Source organism: Bacillus sp. PAMC28748, from assembly GCF_014250415.1.
Classification (GTDB): domain Bacteria; phylum Bacillota; class Bacilli; order Bacillales; family Bacillaceae; genus Bacillus; species Bacillus licheniformis.
In genome coordinates this window covers 161,396-179,024 of record NZ_CP060192.1, presented here as the reverse complement: position 1 = coordinate 179,024, position 17,629 = coordinate 161,396, and the positions used below count along the sequence as shown (strand labels likewise).

The window sequence follows — 17,629 nt, the reverse complement described above, 5'->3', positions numbered from 1 at the left end:
AGTTTATTAGAGGACAAGTTTTAAGGAAGCGAAAGGAATGACATATGAACATTTGGGATATTATTGTCGCTATCATACTTGGAATTGTTGAAGGATTAACCGAATATGCCCCTGTATCGTCAACAGGGCATATGATTATTGTTGACGATGTCTGGCTGAAATCGAAAGAACTGCTTACGCCGGAGGCGGCGAATACCTTTAAAGTCGTGATTCAGCTCGGCTCCATCCTTGCCGTCGCCATCGTATTTAAAGACCGGATTCTCAATCTTTTAGGCATGAAGAAAAACATTACGGAAGAGCAGAAATCGGGAAACCGCCTTTCCATCGCCCAAATCGCTGTAGGCCTTGTTCCCGCCGCTGTGCTTGGATTTTTATTTGAAGACTATATTGATCAATACTTGTTTTCCGTCCGCACCGTTGCGGTCGGTCTCATCGCCGGTGCGGTGCTGATGCTCGCAGCCGACTGGATCAATCGGCGCAAGGATACGACAGATTCGGTTGATAGGATGACGTATAAGCAGGCGCTTGGCATGGGGCTGTTTCAATGTCTGGCGCTTTGGCCGGGCTTCTCGCGCTCGGGTTCGACGATTTCAGGCGGGGTTATTCTCGGCTTGAGCCACAGAGCGGCCGCTGATTTCACCTTCATCATGGCGATTCCGATCATGATGGGTGCAAGCCTGCTCTCTTTAATCAAAAACTGGGCATATTTGAGTGCAGACCTGTTGCCTTTCTTTATCGCAGGGTTTATCAGCGCTTTTATTGTCGCTCTTTTTGTCGTCCGTTTTTTCCTCCGGCTGATCAACAAGATCAAGCTGGTTCCGTTTGCCATCTATCGAATCGTTTTAGGGCTGCTTCTGTTCATTTTGTTTCTGTAAGAGTGAAAATGCGAACCGATTTCCGGCTGGAAATCGGTTTTGTTATGGGTAAAAAGAATGATATTCTATTATTTCCCACTGTAAAACCGCCTGCCAACTTACTATACTAGTAAGAGGGAGGAGATATTGAAATGTTTATTATCGCATGTTTATTGATTATCTTAGGCCTCATGCCTTTTTTATATAAAGCGAACCACAATACAAAAGATGTGAAAGTCAACACGATTTCGGTCGAGCGCGTGCAGGCTCCCGCTTTAAAGAAAAAGCTGAACATTCTTCATCTGTCCGATCTTCATTTAGAAAACATTTCGATTTCACCTGAACGGATTCTTGAACTTGCCAATAAAAAACGAGTGGATCTCATTGCTTTAACAGGAGATTTTCTTGATAGGAAGAGAAATATTCCAAAGCTTGCAAACTACTTAAAAGCTTTGAAAAAACTGAAGCCGGCATACGGGATGTACGCTGTATTCGGCAACCATGACTACCTATTGAAAGACGAACACTTTCGGAAGCTGAAACGTGTACTGGAAGATAACGGATGCATCACCCTACAGAACCAGCATGTCTCCATTGAAGTGGAAGGCGAGACACTCAACATTATCGGGATTGATGATTACAGCACGAAGCGAAGCGATATTGCCGGTTCATATAAAGGGCTTAAAGAGGGCTACAACCTTGTATTGACGCATGATCCGAACGTTGTGCTTGATATGCAGGAATTTCACTTTGACTATCTTCTTTCAGGACATTTTCACGGCGGTCAGATTCATTGGCCGAAGCCTTATCATCTCGTGAAGATGGGAAAGCTTGTGCGAATGAATATGATAAAAGGTCTTCACTACCATCATGACAAACCGTTTTATATCAGCGAGGGATTGGGTCAGACTGGGGCGAACATCCGAATCGGAAGCCGTCCGGAAATGACGTTCCATCACATTTCATAAAAAGAAGAGGCTGTTGCATTTTTTTGCATCAGTCTCTTTTTTATTTATTTCTGCAGATAGGACTTGAACAATTTTTCTTTCGAAATAAACAAATATTGGGAAGGGGGGATTTTGCGAAGAGAAAATTGCTTTGTTGTTAAATATAAGATCGGTATCTGCGTCAGCTTCTTGAACACTCTGTAAAACTGGTTCGCAGGCTCAACCGCTTCAAAACCGAGCCTCTCAACTCCTTTATGCAGCGTAGTGATGCCGATGATGCCTTTAATTTGGTCTGACCGGTGATGATTTTTGATATATTCGGCCAAGATCGGCATTGAAAAATACGCTTTTTGATAAATGAGAATGCCTCTTCTGAAAGCGCTCTTAATATTTTGAAGCTCCTTGATCAGCTTAATATTGTGCAGATGAATTTTGATCAGAACATCGTTTTTCTTAATAACCGTCCCATCGCTTAACACCACATCGATCCCTTTGTACTTTGTTAGACGGACGCGAAAAATGCTCGTTTTCGTTTGGTCAATGAGTGTCAGTCTTGAAAAAAAATAATAAAACGGGTCAATTACACTCCAAATTGACAAAAAACAGTTTCTCAAGTCGTCACTTTCCTTTCCTGAAAAAATACACTTATATTTTGGCTGGATATTTGAAAAATATAAATGGAAAACATTTTTCTTCTGAAATGGAGGATGGAGATGACAAAGATTCTGATTTTCCCTTTTTTAAGCATTTCCACCGGTCATCATCACGTTGCCGATTCGCTGCAGACAGAACTGCTCCTCAAATCCCATCACTGTGAAAAAATCGACATTTTTTCACATGCTTATCGGCGGCTGGAAAAGGCCTCCTCTGCGGCATATTTGTCATGGATTCAGTATTTTCCGAAAGTCTACAGCTCGGTCTATCATCTCCTGGCGTGCGGGCGCCATGAAACGGCAAAGCGCCACCTCTTGTATGAGCTGATCTTTTTGAAAGGCATGCAGCAGATTATTGCAGAAAAAAAGCCTGATATCGTGTTCTGTACGCATGCATTGCCCTCCTATTTGCTGAACCGCTTAAAAGGCCAATTTCCCGACATGAAAGTGGCCAATGTATATACCGATTTTTTCGTCAACCGAATCTGGGGAAGAGAGAAGATTGATTATCATTTCGCGCCGATCAAAGACATCAAAGACCAGCTGATCGCAGAAGGCGTTGATGAAGAGAAAATTTTTCTGACCGGAATACCTGTGCACCGTTCCTATAAAACGGAGAGAAAGCCTGAGCAGGACGGGGACAAAAAAGCGTTTTGCAACATCCTCATAACCGGCGGAAGCATGGGGGTGGGCGGCATTTTTAAACTCGTGCGGGAACTGTCGCCGAACGGGAATGTCGCATACCAAATACTATGCGGAAAAAACCGAAAGCTCTACCGGTATGTTCGTGATTTAAACAATCCATATATTAAAGCGCTGCCTTATATCGAAAGCAAGACTGAAATGAACCGCTTATACGCGGAGGCGTCGGGCATTATTACGAAGCCCGGCGGCGTCACGATCAGCGAGTGCATTGAAAAACAGCTCCCTGTTTTCATCTATCATGCGCTGCCCGGACAGGAAGAGATGAATCTCGATATTCTGAAAAAGAAAAACCTTGTCATCGAACTGAATCAGCAAAAACAGCAGCCGATTGAACAGCAGCTGCTTTCCTTTTTCCGTTCGGATGAAGACATCAGGCGCTATCAAATGAGCGTCGATCAATATTTGCGCGAAAAATCGGACCGTGATTTCAGCGATATTTTAGACGGGATCATTCATAACCGGAGCGGTTTAGGGAATGCTCACGTATAAGGGAGGAGGAAGAACGATGTCTGAGAGCAGCAAGAAATCAGTCGTCATGTTGCTGATCGATTCATTAATGGATGAACCGCTCAAAGAAGCCGTGAAAAACGGACAGGCTCCTGGACTGCAATATTTACTGGAAAACGGGCGTTATGTGCCTGATATGATCAGCCCTTTTCCGACGATGTCTGTCAATGTCGACAGCACATTGCTTACAGGGGTGTACAGCGACCAGCACAAAGTGCCTGGCCTTGTGTGGTACAACGCGAAGGAAAAACGGATTATCAATTATGGCAGCCACATTCGAGAGCTTCTGAAATTAGGCATCAAACAATCCTCCAGAGACGTCTTTTACAATCTGAATCAGGTTCATTTAAGCCAACAGGTGAAGACGCTTCACGAAGAGCTTGACGAAAAAGGAATCGAAACGTGCTCGATCAATGCGCTCTTGCACAGGGGGAGCCGGGACGGCTATTTGCAGATTCCCTTTCTTTTTTCAATGATTTCCGGATTAAACCGGTCAGTCAAAATCAACGCATCCCAGCTGTTTTCGTACGGCGGTTTTTCCAAAGTGAATCCGGCCAACCGCTCACTTTTCAAAAAATTCGGTTTTAACGACCGATTTTCAACCAATGAATTGGTCTATCTGATTCAAACAAACAAAGTACCGCCTCTTGCGCTCGTCTATTTTCCCGATCTCGACCAGCACGTGCATAAACACGGGAGGAACGACGCAGCGGGGGTGGCGAAAGCCGACCGGCATGTTCAAAGGATTTTAGACAGTTTTTCGTCATGGGAAGCCGCTTTAAAGGATCACATTTGGATCGTGATGGGGGACAACGGACAGGCCTGGATCAGCGGCAATAAAAAAGAAGCATTGATTGATTTGAGAAGCCTTTTGGACGCCTTTCGCATTGTGAAATTAAAGAAAGGTGTGACGGCCGATGACGACATCGTTCTTGCAGTTAACGAAAGAATGGCGTTCATCTATTCGCTCGATAAAGCGAAGCTTCCGCTCAAGAGGATAGCGGACATTCTGCAAAAGGACGAACGGATCGACATCATCTGCTGGAAAAATGAAGCGGATTCAATTGAGGCCGTTTCGGGGGAGCAGCACGGGAAGCTCACATTTCGGCCGGGAGGCAAATGCACGGACGAATTTGGACAAACGTGGACGCTGGAAGGGGATTTACATATTCTCGATTTGACGGTTGAGCAGAACAGCCTGACATACGGAAAATTTCCTGATGCGCTGGCCAGACTGTACGCTTCATTTTTTTCTCATGAAGGCGATTATTTGATCGCCAATGCAAAGCCCGGATACGAATTTATCGGCGAAGGGTCGCCGACGCACGTCGGAGGAGCCAGCCACGGTGCACTGCATAAGCAGGACACCCTCGTCTCCATGATCATCACCGGAACCGATACAATGCCGGCATACAATCGTCTTGTCGATATAAAAGAATGGATCCTCGATTTAGTCAAATCACGGGGAGCGGGGGAATGACTAAAGCCCCCTCCCCGCCATTATGACGGTTGTCTGATGCCTTTGACAAATGCTGCAAGCGCCGAAGCGATCATCACAAAAAGTGAAACTGCCTTTATGATTGTTTGTAAGAGCGCATGTTCTACGACAATGTTGGAGTGCACACATAATGCCAAAATAAATATGGCAATCAATGAACCGTATTTTTCCCCCATAACCGTTTCTCCTTTCGAGCCGTCATCCTCCAAAGAACAGGTCGAGAATGTTTCCGGCGGTTGAAGATTGTTTATTGTACAGCTCTGAATACCCGCAGTTTTTGCAATAAACGACGAGAAAACGGTTATGCTGCACATCGAACAATTTTGACAGGCCGGTGCCGGTCGTCGCGATTTCTTTTTGCCCCGCATCTGTGCTTCCGCACTTGATACATCCTTTATGTTCACGCATGGCGCTTCTCCTTTCGCGATGTAAAATCCAACCAAGTTCATTATAATGGAATGTTCTTCAAAAGAAAATATTTCTCAGGAAATGATCGGCCGGAAAACAAGGAAAATCAGACTGGATCTTTTTGCTTATAAAAGATCCTTATCGACTGGTAATTTTATTTTTGTGCCGCGGAAAACAATTCTTTTAACCTATTCATTCGTCTGGGACCATCCTGTAAGATAAACCTATTACAATATCATCCACTAGAGGAAAATAGTTTTTATTGACTAGGATAAACGAAAGGGGAAGCTGCTTTGAGCGAAGGTTTTTGGGATTCAGTAGGCAACTTTTTACACATATCCTACACGGAAAATGAACGAAAACGCGATGAGTATAAAAATTTATACGACTATTTATCTGATAAAGAAAGCGATGTCAAGACGAAATTAGCAGAAATTGATGCAAGTTTGAAGGCTTACCACAGCAATCTCCCGGACTTGAAAATCCCTTCACACGAATTTGAGGATACCCGCCATGAAAAGGATGCCAAGCTGAAGGAATTGGTCAAGCATTTTAAAGATATGGTCGATGACATCCAAAGCGCCAAGACGAAGGCGAAAAGCAAGTGGGAGTATTATAAAGCAAAAGCTGAAGCTGAAGAGAAAAAGGCGTAGAGGAGGAACAGCCGAGTCATGGACGGATATGGATACTACAACTATCAAGCGGCGAATCCGAAAGTAAGCGGAGAGACTGTGAAAATTTCACACAATGGAACAATAAAAGCGCATTCCCATGCGAAAGCGATCGAAAAACATGTCGGCGATTCGCTCAAAAAAGCAAAGGAATTGAAAGCGTACGTCGAAAGCGGCAAATGGAGCGGGAAAACCCGCGACGCATTTTTAAGCTACCTTGAGCTGATTATTGAATTGAATGCCGATATGAAAGACGCCTTGAAAGAGCATACCGCTGCATTAGATGCGCTGGAAAAACACATCGACGGTTTTTCGCAGCTCAGTGAAGTGCAGGAAATCAAAAACTTATAACAGGGAAGGAGAATGACATGCAGGTGAAAGCAGATACGCTGTCGGCGGCAGAACTGTATGTTTTAGCAGGAGCAGCCGGAGTTTCCTACATATTCGGTCTTCCGGAACGCGAACAGCTGGCCTTGGTCGAGCCGGATTGTGCAATAAAAGCAAAGGACAGCCTGATTGAAAAAGGCATTCTTTTAAAGGAAGGCAAGCTGACCAAGACCGCTTTTTTTCTGATTAAGCTGCTGCAACATTACCAAGAAAGCGGAGAATACGTGCGCTTTAATAACGTGATGTGCGCATTTCTGCCGGACGACGAGGAGCGCGTTATCGCCCTGACTGAAATAAGCCCGGGCAAAGGGTACACATTAGATTATGTGGAAAAGCGCGAAGTTTATTTATCGCTCATTTCAAAGGTGTCATTTTTAGTAAGGGAGCCGCGTGATCAAGACCGCGCCTTTTTGACAAAACCGATGAGCGCCGCTGAAAAAGCGGAAGTCAGGGCAATGAATCTTGATGAAAAAGAAGTTCTTGCTGTGGAAACGTTCAAGCTAGCCTCACAGCAAAAACCGGCAGACCCCGGCTTCCAGACGACAACACTTTACTTTACAAAAGGCGAAGACTTCATCTCGGTTGATCCTTTAAATGATCGATATGAATGGATCAGCCTTTATATCATGAACAACCGGATCTATGATGCACTGCAGATCAATTTCAGAGCAGGGAGGGCGATGATATGAATGCAGAAGGCGGAGCAGGAGGCGGCGGTACAAACATCCATCTCGAGTTTGAAGAAATGATCACCATTTCCAATAAGCTGAAAAGCATCTGCGATATTTATACAGAAGGGGTTCAGAAGGAAATCAAAAACCTCTCAGAATCCGATTTTTATAAAGCCGGACAAGCATCAAAAGCGATTGAAAGCTACGCGGATATTCTCGGAAAGACGATGAAGCTGTTTGATAATTACTGTATAGCTTCCCACATTGTCAGTTATGCGATGGAGAAAATGTATGAAACAGATAAAGAGCTCCAAAAACTCTACAAGATTCAGAAATAGAAATGAGGCGATCATCTAAATGGATGTGAAATACGTACCGGAAGAATGGCAGGGCATGAAAGACGGTCTTGATGCGCTGACGGGCGGCCAATACGGCGGCGGTATGAAATCCGGCCTTATAAAACTCAATGATCTCTTGGAAGATATCGAATCCAAAATCAAAGACAAGGACAGCGACAGGTCGATCAGCTTTACCCACACCAGCAAAAAAAGCAAGATCGAGGAACTGTTTAAGGATTATCAAAAGCTGGCCGACTTTTGCCTGAAAGCCGGCAGTTTGGTGGCAGACCACATTGACAGCCCTTTTTATAAAAAAATAGACGCGTTCGCCGAAAAAATGCGCGGACTGACCATACATAATTACACCACCGTAAACCGGATCGGCTCCAAGGAAACCACTTACGTCGGATACGGCATGTCCAAGCAAGCGGTTGAAACCGACAAAGCGAAAGTGAGCGTAAATGATATCTTCAAAGACTCGGAATCGTTTGATCACGTACTGAGCAAAGAATTTGAAGAATTCCAGATCAACCACCCCGACATTGAGTTATCGTATGAAGAATACACGAAAGCGATTGCCTCTTCCCGCGGATTTGAATACGAATCAATCGGCGATGTCCAAAAGAATCAGGAATTATGGCGGGATCTTCTGGCCGGAGCAGGCATTATCGTGCTCACCATCTTTTGCGCACCGGCAGGTCTCACGGTGGCCGTCGCCTACGGAGGAGCCAATATCGCGAGCGCGGCAACAGGAAAAGACTGGATGACGCAGCGGGAGTTAAACACAGGCGAAAGGTTTGAAAGAGGCGTGTTCGGCGCCCTTGACATCATCCCAGGCGCTGCCGCGGCGAAAGGCTCATTTAAAAGCGCAGCCACAATCGGCCAAATTTCAAGCAAAACAGAACATATGGTACAATCTCTTAAAGACAGCAAAAACATCTGGGCGAACCGCATGAAGGTGAATGGGCTGAAAGCTCAAGACCGGCTCAACGACGCAGGCTTCGCCATTAAAAAACAATTCGCCAAAAGCGCCGACGCTTTGAGCGATATTGCCCGCGGTGCGGAAGCAGGAGCAGGCGGCACCCTCGTCCGAAAAGGGTCCAATTACTCCGCCCACGTCAACGACGCCCATAAGGCTTCGAAAACGAAGATGCAGGATTCGATTCAGCGGGTTGAGAAGGAGATTGAGGCTGGATCCAGCAAAGCTGTTAAAGAAATAAGTAAAGCAGATAAGGCAAAACTGGAAGGCTGGTCTTATCCTCCAAGTGAAGAAAAATATTTAAAATACAAAGAGGTTTATGATAATCCCAAATACTATAATCAAGAGACTGGAGACATCAATTGGCCGCCAAATAACGGATTTGATGGTGAGCCTGTGAAAATGAAACTAGAACAAGGAACCATTATTGATAGATATGGAGGCCCGAATGGAACCTTTGTTTCTCCAGCGGGGATTCCATACGAACAAAGGGCTTTAGCTTTACATAGTGATGATGCACCTTATCATAAATACAAAATATTAATAGAATTTGAAGTCGAAGGTGGGAAAATTGCTCCTTGGTTTGATAGGCCTGGAGGAGGCATTCAATACTTCACAGGAAATACAAAAATTAAGCATTTAGAAACGGGTGAATTGTTCGAAGCTACCGTCGAAAATTTATTGAAATTAGGTTATATAAGGGAAATTAAATAAAAGGGGTGGACTTTTAGTGAATATTAATCAAACACATAAAATTTTGAATAAGTTGGGGAAATCAACTACTCTTGAAGATAGTTGCATTAAAGAGAATGTTGCTCCGTATGAAAATTTTTATATATTGAAGAAAGACAAAGATAAATGGGTTTATGGTTTGTTTATGGTTGAAAGACAAAATAATCCTTATTTGCAAATAACAAAAGAATTTGACAATGAAGTTGAAGGGGCAAAACACTTTTTATTGGATAGGTTATCTTCTTTTTATTTTTTAGAAAAGTTTCAGCTTTTTGTGATGGAACATGAAGAGTTGGATATAGGTGGACCTACATTCGATCAAAGTAAACTTTTTGAAGGCATGTATATATTAGGGATCCCTGCTTCTTTATTTGTTTTGGGACAATCACAAGTAAAAAATAGAGCGATTATGCTAGAGAAGAAAGACGAAACAAGTTCAATTGTCTCTTTTGTCAACGATAAAGGTAATGTGATTCAATCTACAGTAGCAATCCAAAATCAAAGAGCACTGTTTATTGCGTTCAAAAAAGTTTATTTGCTTTATCAATTTGAAAATGAAGTGAAAAACTTGTTGGAAACTGAAGGAATAGCAAATAATTTCTCTGAAGGAGACATAAATACTTTTCTTTCGTAGAATTTTTCATCGGTCACTATAACAGAGGGTTTTGTTTTAATTTAATATCTTTCTGAAAATGAAAAAGGAAACGACAAGTTAGATAGAATAGTTAGTGAATTTTTTAATAATTAATTAAATGGATTTTCTAAACCGAAATTTGAAAAATGAAGAGCAAAAAAACTAAAACGCATGGAAATCGATCTCCATGCGTTTTAAAGATTATCTAACAAAGCAGGTGTGCCAAATGAAAAGACGAACAATACCGTTTCAGTGGAACGAAGATAACCATTTATCTAACTTTAGAAAAAGACTGTACTCCACTATCATTGGCGGAATTATCGGTGATGCACTGGGCGTCCCTGTGGAATTTAAAGCCAGAAACTTAAATATAACTGGAATGACAGGGTACGGGACATATAATCAGCCGCCTGGAACATGGTCAGATGATACATCACTCACTTTGTGTTTAATGGAGAATCTGATCGAAGAAAAAGATGAGACCGAATTGATGAAAAAGTTTGCTGCGTATCGGGAAGGGTATTGGACTCCATACGGCAGCATGTTTGATATTGGCAGAGCCACTGATGATGCAATCGAGCGTTTCAAAAGGGGTGTTCCGATTGAACAATGCGGCGGAGCAACTGAGTTCGATAATGGAAACGGAGCGTTGATGAGAATATCTCCGTTGGCTTTTACACTATGGAACGAATCCGATTTTTCAAAAAGGCAAGCTGAGATCGAACGGTGGGCCTTTATTACACATCGTCATCCCCGATCAACGCTGGGATGCTTCATTTATATAGAATTTTTAATAAACTTATTTGATCATTCTCCTGAAGAGGCATATAAACAAGCTGTTCATTCTTGTCTGGAGAATTTGAGAGGAACCGAGTATGAAAATGAGTTTTCTGCGTATAAGAGGATACTTAATGATGACATTGCGAGAGTTAAAAGAGAAGACATTATGTCAGACGGCTATGTTGTGCACTCTTTAGAAGCGGCATTGTGGTGTTTCCTCAATTCAGACCGTTATTCTGATGCCGTATTGGAAGCAGTGAACCTAGGGGAAGACACAGATACAATTGCCTTTATTACAGGTACGATGGCTGGAATGTATGATCAAATGAAAAGCATCCCGGAAGAATGGATCGCTGCCTTGGCAAGGAAAGAAGACATTCTGGATTTGTCTGAAAGGTTCATTCAGTTCTGCTTTGAAAAATCGGAGCGATAGATTGTCTATGTGAAAAAGAAAATGGCCGGCTGACAGAGCATTTTCTTTTTCACATCAAAAACCACTTGCTTTTCTCCAAAATTCCATCTATAATAAATCATGTCTCAAATATACGGGGCATTAGCTCAGCTGGGAGAGCGCTACACTGGCAGTGTAGAGGTCAGCGGTTCGAGCCCGCTATGCTCCATCTCGGAAATCCTTGGTATATCAAGGGTTTCTTTTTTATTGTTATTTATAAAAATTCCACTAGAATAATGAGTTGTTGGCGAATTGCTGGCAAACCTTTTTTTCAGTGATCGATACCGATGTTTTTAGGATTAAATTGATTAAAATAATCGACTGTTTCATTTTCAAGTTTTTCGGTGACATGCCCATATATGGCAGAAGTAATTTGGTGACTTGAATGTCCAGCGCGTTTTTGAATCGCACTCAGGTTTTCCCCTGCTTCTATAAGTAATGCTACCATAGTGTGCCGGAGATCGTGTAACCTTATATCTTTTAATTTGTATTTTTTTTAAAACTTTGACCACTTGCTTGTTGGCGTGGTGTAATAATATGGTTTTCCTTTTCCGCTATGGAAAATGTATTGATTTTCTCCGCCTTCCCACGCATCCCCGAGCAATTCTTTTTCTTTTTGCCATATTCTATAATAAGATGCCAATTCCTCCATATAAAAATCAGGCAAAGACAACATCATCCACCAGCCAGTCAAGCAAACCCACAGGGACTATCCTGAAAAAAGGGTCGTCCGGTTCCCAGGTCAAGGCGCTGCAGAAACGTTTGATTGCCGCTGGCTTCTCACTGCCGAAATACGGGGCTGATGGGTCTTACGGAAATGAAACGGTGCAGGCCGTCAAAGCTCTGCAAAAGAAAGCGGGTATCGCGGTGGATGGAATTTACGGACCGGCTACCGAAAAGGCGCTCGCAGCTATTGAAGCGAAAAAGAAAAAGCCTTCCTCAAGCGGCAAAAAATCATCCTACCCGCTGCCGTCTGGCATCTATAAGGTAAAAAGCCCACTGATGAAAGGGACGGCCGTCCGGCAGGTTCAGGAGGCTTTAGCTGCCCTCTATTTCTATCCAGACAAAGGGGCGAAGAATAACGGCATAGATGGCTATTACGGGCCGAAAACGGCGAACGCGGTCAAACGGTTCCAGATGATGCACGGGCTGTCTGCGGATGGAATTTACGGACCTAAAACGAAGGCGAAACTTGAAGCTCTGTTGAAGTAATGAAGAAATGCTGAAAAAAATCCAAGAAATTGATGAAAAAATAGTTGTTATTGAAGAGCGAACTAAAAAAATAGACAGCTTGCCAACAAAAAATGAAATGCAAAGTTGTATTTCTGAAACATTAAAAACCCTTTTGAAAAAGCCCTGTCCTTAAACGGTTCCAGCTGATTACGGGCTGTCTGCTGACGGTATTTACGGGCCGAAGACAAAGGCAAAACTTGAATTGTTATTGAAATGAAAAAGGCCTTTCTCCAAATGGAGAAAGGTCACTTTTTCTTCTTTTCATTTTCATCCAAAAGCTCAATAATTCTATGGTTAGACTTCCTTATGTCTCTAAGCAAAGAGACAATAGTACCTGTAAAACCAATTAAAATAATGAGTAAGAGAGTTATCAATATCATCCACAATACAAATTCCCCCTTATGGCTCTATTAAAGTTCTCAATGTCGAGTAGCTTCTGTTGTTTATGCCCTCCTCGATTTTACCTGTCTTGTAAGGGGAAGGAAATAGGACAATTTGATAGTTTTCTTTTTCCCTCACCTGAGGAATATTTACTTCATAAATATTAGTTGATCCCTTTTTTACAGATATATAAGATACAGTTTGCTTGTTAAATTTAACTTGCTTATTGCCTGAAAAAGCAATTATTGCGTAATCTAAAGGTCTATTATGTGGGTTGAAAACTTGTAAAAACGCTTTTTTATTGCTTTTTACTTTATATAAGATTTCACTTCCTTGTGGATGAGAAGTTAGAAATGCTTCTTCACCTGTTAATTCATCAGTAGTCTGTAAAGGGTGTAAGTAGTCCTTTTGATTGCTGTTAGGTGTGTTTTGTACGTATCTTAGTGTGAAAATCTCCTGTAGTCCAGAAATAATGTCAAGGTTCTTAGTTTCTAATTGGAACTCAGCTTCGGGAATAATCAATAAGCTTAACTCGCTATGATTATGGGGAATTTCAAATTCTAATTTAATTTTTCTTACAGTATTTTCATTCATTTCGAATGTGTAAGATTCCGAATATTTTTTGTTGTCAGCTTTAAATGGAATTGCTTGAAAGTCTGAAAGAATTATTAAGCTATAGTTTCTTTTCACACTAACATAATGACTGAATGACAATACTTTTTTGTACTTTTTTCCGTCTTTGTGTCCGATATTTGATGTGTCAAGGAGTTTTCCATTCATCTCATATAATCCATATGAGACTGTTTCTGTTCCTGGTCCTGTAATACCCTCTTGTTCATCGTTGTATCTTTCGTCAGAAGAAGGAGAAGCAGTCTCCTTCTTCTGACTTTCGGTCTTTTCAACAGAATGACAACCAGAAAATAAAAAACAAACTCCTGCTATGAGAAAAAAGTTTAAAATCTTCATTCTAATATTCATTTATATTTTAAAGCAAATCAAATATGTTATATTTTTTTTGATGAGTGACAGTTTTATATCCTTTTTGTTCATATCTTGAATTACCATAGGCGCTACCTTTGCAACCCCATCCTCCAGTAACTCCGCCTATTGCTTCTGCCCCGGCATAACTTGAGTTTTTATTTGTGTCTGTAACACTTTTTGTAAGACCACCACTTTGTGCATATAATCGTGATTTTGCTTCAATTTTATTAATTTTCTTTTTGGCTCTTGCTGTAGTAAGCATCGAATATTTGCATCTCCACCATCCGTTACCAGCTCTCACTTTTTTCATACGCCAGTTTGTAGTGTAATCTTTTTTTGCTGTGATATTGAAAGCTGGTTCTAATGCATTTTCTAGAATTGCAGGTGAGCTCTGTTCAGCTTCGTCAATAGTAACCCATTCTTCTTCTACAGTATTAGAAGTAGCACCGGCTGATTCGGGCAAAGAAAATATCGTGCTTGATACCAAAATAAAAGTAGCGGCCAACGGTAATACAGTCTTTTTCATGCTTAATTTCCCCTTTACTGTAAATTTTACACAACCAATTATACAGGCCTAATTTTTTCATGAATGGGTAAATATCCCTATATATTCGACAAAATATAATATATTCTTATTGATTCTGATCTGAAAAAATAGGGAGTAACTTCTTTCGGATATGGAACAAAAAAATCCTGGGAGACCTCTTATAACTTTAAAGGGGTTACTTCATTTCCACACCAACGATATCTTTAAATTTAATGAAATTCGTGTCTCCTTTTGAATCCACGACATGGAAAGCCTTGTAGAAATAAATTTTAATTGTTGGCGAATTGTTGTCCAACTCTGCCAACAATCATCATTTTCATTCAGAAGTCATCAGATGTACAATTCAATAGCCCTTGAAATAAAAGGGATGGTCAGAATTGAACATACTTGTTCAGAAGATGTCAACTACACTGGCAGTGTAGAGGTCAGCGGTTCGAGCCCGCTATGCTCCATCTTTAAAACCCTTGATCATTCAAGGGTTTTTTTGTTGCCTTTTTTCGCGAGCCATTTTCCTAGGTTTATGGCCTAGCTGTCCGTACGGTATTTGACGACTGGCCATTTTTCTTTTCGCAGAGCGTTCATCAGCTCAGGGCCTGCATGCAAATGCTCTTCAACCAGTTCTCTCGGAGTCAGCGCCATCCACTGATTTAATGAAATGTCTGCGAAGCGGCTGCTTTTGAATATTTCTAAAAACCACAGGCTTTCGCTGCCTGTATTTTGAATGTAATGTCCCATGGCAAACGGGACATATCCGACATCCCCCGCCCGGTAATTAAAGGTCCGGGCAGTCCCGTTTGCGGCGAATACTGTCATTCGCCCGGTCCCTGAGATATAGTACTGCCATTCATCGTTGTTCGGGTGCCAATGCATTTCCCTCATTCCGCCGGGCTTGACTTCGACAAGCGCGGCGGCGATCGCTGTCGAAATCGGAAAGTTTGAAGAATCAACAATTCGCACCGTTCCGCCGGGTGTTACAATAGGCTTTTGTGCAAACAGCCTGTATGCGAAGCTTTTTGGTACGGTTCCATACGGGTCCGGCACTTTTTGGTTTTCGAGCGGTCCCGGCGCTTTTGCTTGGAAGATGTACCGCTGTTTGTCGGGGATGCGGGCGAAGGCGCTTTCGTGTACACCGAAATTCGCGGCCAGAACATCTTTCGGTGTGTGTGCGAACCAATCGGTAATCGTGAAGGTATCGAACTCGGAGAAGTTCCCGTCATCAAAAACGAGGAGAAATTCGCAGCCATCCTCAAGCCCTTGAATCGAGTGCGGTATTCCGGCGGGAAAGAACCACAAATCTCCGGGGCCGACATCGGCGATAAAGTTTCGGCCGTCCTGATCGACGGCGGTAATGCGCGCATGGCCCAAAATCATGTAAGCCCATTCCGATTGCTTATGCCAATGCAACTCGCGAACCCCGCCTGGCGTCAGCCGCATATTGACGCCGGCAATCGTCGTTGATACCGGCAGTTCCCGGGCTGTTATTTCACGGGACCAGCCGCCATGATTTAACTGCATATGTGTGTCTGAAAAAGAAAACTTTAAATTAGGGATTGCTCCGGCATCTGTTTTTGGAGGAACGAACATGTCGGGATTCTCTAAATCCCGCATCACGTCGCGGGGGCCAAAATCGGTCGCGCCCGCACCATCGTTTCTTATTGGATGCGGCACGTGATTGTACCAAGCTGGAGTCCCGGCTGTTCTTTTCATGCGGAAAGCTCCCTTCACAGGTCGTGTATACCGAAATTTATGACAGGGACGCTTAAAATATATCAAATCGGAGCCTTATTAAGACACTTTTAAAAAACTAGATGGACAGATTTGCATTTCCTTTGGCAGCAGAAGGAAACCTTCGATTTAAAGTCTGCACGGCACGGGCTCCTGCTGTTTGCCTTCCACCGCTAACGATTACTGGCTGAATGATTTCGCCCGAAGCTGAATAAGAATGAGATAGAAAGCATCCGGGCAATTTTCGAACGGCTACATGAAATGAATACTATGGGACAAGAAAGAAGGGAGCGTTGATGAAAAAGCTTTGCCGTGAAGTTTGGGTAGAGGTAAATCTTGATGCGATCAAAAAAAATTTGCGCGCGTTTCGGCGGCATATTCCGAAAAAGAGCAAAATTATGGCTGTCGTAAAAGCGAATGCTTATGGTCACGGATCGGTGGAAGTTGCACGCCATGCACTTGAACATGGTGCGAGTGAGCTCGCCGTTGCCTCGGTGGAGGAAGCGGTCGTTTTACGAAAAGCGGGGATTAAAGCGCCGATCCTTGTGCTTGGTTTCACCCCGCTGAGCTGTGTGAAAGAAGCGGCAGCTTGGAATATATCGTTATCAGCTTTTCAAGTTGACTGGATTAAAGAAGCGAACGAGATATTGGAAAATGAAGCAGATCCTAACCGGCTGGCTGTTCATATCAATGTGGATACCGGCATGGGGCGTTTAGGTGTACGAACAAAGGAAAAGCTTTTAGCAATCGTGGAAGCGCTGACGGCAAGTGAAAACCTCGAATGGGAAGGAATTTTTACGCATTTTTCCACAGCTGACGAACCGGATACTGAGCTAACCATGATTCAACACGAAAAGTTTATCAGCTTTCTTCGCTTTCTGAAAGAACAAGGCTTTAAGCTGCCTACGGTGCATATGAACAATACGGCCGCGGCGATCGCTTTTCCGGAATTCAGCGCTGATATGATTCGCTTAGGCATCGGAATGTATGGATTATATCCTTCCGATTATATCAGGCAGCTTAATCTCGTTAAGCTTGTGCCTGCACTAAGCTTGAAGGCGCGAATCGCTTATGTGAAAACCATGTTGACTGAACCGCGGACGGTTAGTTATGGTGCTACATATGTTGCAGAGCGCGGGGAAGTCATTGCCACAATTCCGGTCGGCTATGCTGACGGCTATTCCCGTGAACTTTCCAACCGCGGTTTTATTCTTCATCGAGGAAGACGAGTGCCGGTGGCGGGAAGAGTAACAATGGATATGATAATGGTCAGTCTGGGAGAGGGTGAAGGTAAACAAGGAGAGGAAGTCGTGATTTACGGCCGGCAAAAGGGAGCAGAGATATCTGTTGATGAAATTGCGGAAATGCTTGATACGATCAACTATGAAGTGGTATCTACCATAAGCTGGCGCGTCCCTCGTTTTTATATAAGAGACGGCGAGATTTTTAAAAAGTCGACCCCGCTGTTATACGTGTAGTTTTCCCATACTCACAGGCCGTTTGCTCGATCATTGATCAAAATAAAAAAGAGCAATTTCTTGACAAAA

Annotated in this window: 20 protein-coding genes, 1 tRNA gene and 1 pseudogene; 15 read left to right on the top strand and 7 right to left on the bottom strand. The window is 42.9% G+C overall.

The features are described from left to right. The first annotated feature begins 44 nt into the window (after positions 1 to 44). Positions 45 to 875, top strand: coding sequence for an undecaprenyl-diphosphate phosphatase (locus H7F26_RS00985; RefSeq protein WP_003184736.1), 831 nt, complete (start codon positions 45 to 47; stop codon positions 873 to 875). Between the two features lie 131 nt (positions 876 to 1,006). Next, positions 1,007 to 1,822 carry a metallophosphoesterase gene (locus H7F26_RS00980; protein WP_003184734.1) on the top strand — a complete coding sequence of 272 codons (816 nt, stop codon included), beginning with the start codon at positions 1,007 to 1,009 and terminating at the stop codon, positions 1,820 to 1,822. Positions 1,823 to 1,866: 44 nt separating this feature from the next. Here H7F26_RS00980 and H7F26_RS00975 read toward each other — a convergent pair whose 3' ends face one another. Continuing rightward, positions 1,867 to 2,415 (bottom strand): YkoP family protein, encoded by a 549-nt coding sequence (locus H7F26_RS00975; RefSeq protein WP_017474929.1) that lies wholly within the window; start codon positions 2,413 to 2,415, stop codon positions 1,867 to 1,869. A gap of 99 nt (positions 2,416 to 2,514) precedes the next feature. Here H7F26_RS00975 and H7F26_RS00970 point away from each other — a divergent pair, with 99 nt between their 5' ends. Both H7F26_RS00970 and H7F26_RS00965 read left to right on the top strand, forming a co-directional pair. After that, positions 2,515 to 3,648 (top strand): MGDG synthase family glycosyltransferase, encoded by a 1,134-nt coding sequence (locus H7F26_RS00970; protein WP_011198232.1) that lies wholly within the window; start codon positions 2,515 to 2,517, stop codon positions 3,646 to 3,648. 16 nt (positions 3,649 to 3,664) lie between these two features. After that, positions 3,665 to 5,146: an alkaline phosphatase family protein gene (locus H7F26_RS00965; protein WP_003184728.1), complete on the top strand. Its 1,482-nt coding sequence runs from the start codon at positions 3,665 to 3,667 to the stop codon at positions 5,144 to 5,146. Positions 5,147 to 5,166: 20 nt separating this feature from the next. Here the strand turns inward: H7F26_RS00965 and H7F26_RS00960 are convergent, their stop codons facing one another. Both H7F26_RS00960 and H7F26_RS00955 read right to left on the bottom strand, forming a co-directional pair. Then, complete coding sequence (locus tag H7F26_RS00960; protein WP_003184726.1) at positions 5,167 to 5,340, bottom strand: hypothetical protein; 174 nt, start codon at positions 5,338 to 5,340, stop codon at positions 5,167 to 5,169. 22 nt (positions 5,341 to 5,362) lie between these two features. Beyond that, positions 5,363 to 5,572, bottom strand: coding sequence for a zinc ribbon domain-containing protein (locus H7F26_RS00955; RefSeq protein ID WP_003184724.1), 210 nt, complete (start codon positions 5,570 to 5,572; stop codon positions 5,363 to 5,365). Positions 5,573 to 5,865: 293 nt separating this feature from the next. Here H7F26_RS00955 and H7F26_RS00950 point away from each other — a divergent pair, with 293 nt between their 5' ends. From H7F26_RS00950 to H7F26_RS00915, 8 genes are all read left to right on the top strand, one after another. Beyond that, complete coding sequence (locus H7F26_RS00950) at positions 5,866 to 6,225, top strand: hypothetical protein (RefSeq protein WP_003184722.1); 360 nt, start codon at positions 5,866 to 5,868, stop codon at positions 6,223 to 6,225. Between the two features lie 18 nt (positions 6,226 to 6,243). Next, positions 6,244 to 6,594 carry a WXG100 family type VII secretion target gene (locus H7F26_RS00945; protein WP_003184720.1) on the top strand — a complete coding sequence of 117 codons (351 nt, stop codon included), beginning with the start codon at positions 6,244 to 6,246 and terminating at the stop codon, positions 6,592 to 6,594. A gap of 17 nt (positions 6,595 to 6,611) precedes the next feature. Beyond that, complete coding sequence (locus H7F26_RS00940) at positions 6,612 to 7,319, top strand: DUF5081 family protein (RefSeq protein WP_003184719.1); 708 nt, start codon at positions 6,612 to 6,614, stop codon at positions 7,317 to 7,319. After that, the gene (locus H7F26_RS00935) at positions 7,316 to 7,639 is read left to right on the top strand and encodes a hypothetical protein (protein WP_061565924.1); all 324 of its coding nucleotides are present in this window, start codon (positions 7,316 to 7,318) and stop codon (positions 7,637 to 7,639) included. Before H7F26_RS00940 ends, H7F26_RS00935 begins: the two co-directional genes overlap by 4 nt. Positions 7,640 to 7,658: 19 nt before the next feature. Then, the gene (locus tag H7F26_RS00930; protein WP_003184715.1) at positions 7,659 to 9,332 is read left to right on the top strand and encodes a glycohydrolase toxin TNT-related protein; all 1,674 of its coding nucleotides are present in this window, start codon (positions 7,659 to 7,661) and stop codon (positions 9,330 to 9,332) included. A gap of 16 nt (positions 9,333 to 9,348) precedes the next feature. Further along, positions 9,349 to 9,984, top strand: a complete 636-nt coding sequence (locus tag H7F26_RS00925; RefSeq protein ID WP_025807450.1) for a hypothetical protein — start codon at positions 9,349 to 9,351, stop codon at positions 9,982 to 9,984. 226 nt (positions 9,985 to 10,210) lie between these two features. Beyond that, positions 10,211 to 11,197: an ADP-ribosylglycohydrolase family protein gene (locus H7F26_RS00920; protein WP_003184713.1), complete on the top strand. Its 987-nt coding sequence runs from the start codon at positions 10,211 to 10,213 to the stop codon at positions 11,195 to 11,197. A gap of 114 nt (positions 11,198 to 11,311) precedes the next feature. Continuing rightward, positions 11,312 to 11,384 (top strand) — tRNA-Ala (locus H7F26_RS00915). A 102-nt stretch (positions 11,385 to 11,486) separates the two neighbouring features. Here H7F26_RS00915 and H7F26_RS22170 read toward each other — a convergent pair. Continuing rightward, positions 11,487 to 11,888, bottom strand: a pseudogene (locus H7F26_RS22170) (tyrosine-type recombinase/integrase); the annotation flags it as partial. On the opposite strand from H7F26_RS22170, the gene H7F26_RS00905 reads away from it, so the two are divergent. Together H7F26_RS00905 and H7F26_RS00900 are read left to right on the top strand one after the other, a co-directional pair. Continuing rightward, a complete protein-coding gene (locus tag H7F26_RS00905; protein WP_369878954.1) occupies positions 11,852 to 12,427 on the top strand; it encodes a peptidoglycan-binding domain-containing protein in 576 nt (191 codons plus the stop codon). The pseudogene H7F26_RS22170 and the gene H7F26_RS00905 sit on opposite strands and share 37 nt — an antisense overlap. 7 nt (positions 12,428 to 12,434) lie before the next feature. After that, a complete protein-coding gene (locus H7F26_RS00900; RefSeq protein ID WP_153915857.1) occupies positions 12,435 to 12,581 on the top strand; it encodes a hypothetical protein in 147 nt (48 codons plus the stop codon). A 266-nt stretch (positions 12,582 to 12,847) separates the two neighbouring features. Here the strand turns inward: H7F26_RS00900 and H7F26_RS00895 are convergent, their stop codons facing one another. The 3 genes from H7F26_RS00895 to H7F26_RS00885 all read right to left on the bottom strand — a co-directional run bounded on the left by H7F26_RS00895 (position 12,848) and on the right by H7F26_RS00885 (position 16,064). Next, positions 12,848 to 13,795, bottom strand: coding sequence for a hypothetical protein (locus H7F26_RS00895; RefSeq protein WP_101582641.1), 948 nt, complete (start codon positions 13,793 to 13,795; stop codon positions 12,848 to 12,850). A 19-nt stretch (positions 13,796 to 13,814) separates the two neighbouring features. Next, positions 13,815 to 14,336, bottom strand: coding sequence for a hypothetical protein (locus tag H7F26_RS00890; RefSeq protein WP_009329446.1), 522 nt, complete (start codon positions 14,334 to 14,336; stop codon positions 13,815 to 13,817). Between the two features lie 546 nt (positions 14,337 to 14,882). Continuing rightward, positions 14,883 to 16,064 carry an oxalate decarboxylase family bicupin gene (locus tag H7F26_RS00885; protein WP_016886467.1) on the bottom strand — a complete coding sequence of 394 codons (1,182 nt, stop codon included), beginning with the start codon at positions 16,062 to 16,064 and terminating at the stop codon, positions 14,883 to 14,885. Between the two features lie 314 nt (positions 16,065 to 16,378). On the opposite strand from H7F26_RS00885, the gene alr reads away from it, so the two are divergent. Beyond that, the gene (gene alr, locus H7F26_RS00880; protein WP_003184708.1) at positions 16,379 to 17,560 is read left to right on the top strand and encodes an alanine racemase; all 1,182 of its coding nucleotides are present in this window, start codon (positions 16,379 to 16,381) and stop codon (positions 17,558 to 17,560) included. Positions 17,561 to 17,629: the final 69 nt, after the last annotated feature.

Bases quoted from the DNA above. Each gene is read 5' to 3' on its own strand.
- H7F26_RS00985 (WP_003184736.1), top strand. From the start codon at position 45: ATGAACATTTGGGATATTATTGTCGCTATCATACTTGGAATTGTTGAA.
- H7F26_RS00970 (WP_011198232.1), top strand. From the start codon at position 2,515: ATGACAAAGATTCTGATTTTCCCTTTTTTAAGCATTTCCACCGGTCAT.
- H7F26_RS00930 (WP_003184715.1), top strand. From the start codon at position 7,659: ATGGATGTGAAATACGTACCGGAAGAATGGCAGGGCATGAAAGACGGT.
- H7F26_RS00900 (WP_153915857.1), top strand. From the start codon at position 12,435: ATGCTGAAAAAAATCCAAGAAATTGATGAAAAAATAGTTGTTATTGAA.
- H7F26_RS00945 (WP_003184720.1), top strand. From the start codon at position 6,244: ATGGACGGATATGGATACTACAACTATCAAGCGGCGAATCCGAAAGTA.
- H7F26_RS00905 (WP_369878954.1), top strand. From the start codon at position 11,852: ATGCCAATTCCTCCATATAAAAATCAGGCAAAGACAACATCATCCACC.
- H7F26_RS00960 (WP_003184726.1), bottom strand. From the start codon at position 5,340: ATGGGGGAAAAATACGGTTCATTGATTGCCATATTTATTTTGGCATTA.
- H7F26_RS00890 (WP_009329446.1), bottom strand. From the start codon at position 14,336: ATGAAAAAGACTGTATTACCGTTGGCCGCTACTTTTATTTTGGTATCA.
- H7F26_RS00965 (WP_003184728.1), top strand. From the start codon at position 3,665: ATGTCTGAGAGCAGCAAGAAATCAGTCGTCATGTTGCTGATCGATTCA.
- H7F26_RS00940 (WP_003184719.1), top strand. From the start codon at position 6,612: ATGCAGGTGAAAGCAGATACGCTGTCGGCGGCAGAACTGTATGTTTTA.
- H7F26_RS00980 (WP_003184734.1), top strand. From the start codon at position 1,007: ATGTTTATTATCGCATGTTTATTGATTATCTTAGGCCTCATGCCTTTT.
- H7F26_RS00920 (WP_003184713.1), top strand. From the start codon at position 10,211: ATGAAAAGACGAACAATACCGTTTCAGTGGAACGAAGATAACCATTTA.
- H7F26_RS00955 (WP_003184724.1), bottom strand. From the start codon at position 5,572: ATGCGTGAACATAAAGGATGTATCAAGTGCGGAAGCACAGATGCGGGG.
- H7F26_RS00885 (WP_016886467.1), bottom strand. From the start codon at position 16,064: ATGAAAAGAACAGCCGGGACTCCAGCTTGGTACAATCACGTGCCGCAT.
- H7F26_RS00935 (WP_061565924.1), top strand. From the start codon at position 7,316: ATGAATGCAGAAGGCGGAGCAGGAGGCGGCGGTACAAACATCCATCTC.
- alr (WP_003184708.1), top strand. From the start codon at position 16,379: ATGAAAAAGCTTTGCCGTGAAGTTTGGGTAGAGGTAAATCTTGATGCG.
- H7F26_RS00895 (WP_101582641.1), bottom strand. From the start codon at position 13,795: ATGAAGATTTTAAACTTTTTTCTCATAGCAGGAGTTTGTTTTTTATTT.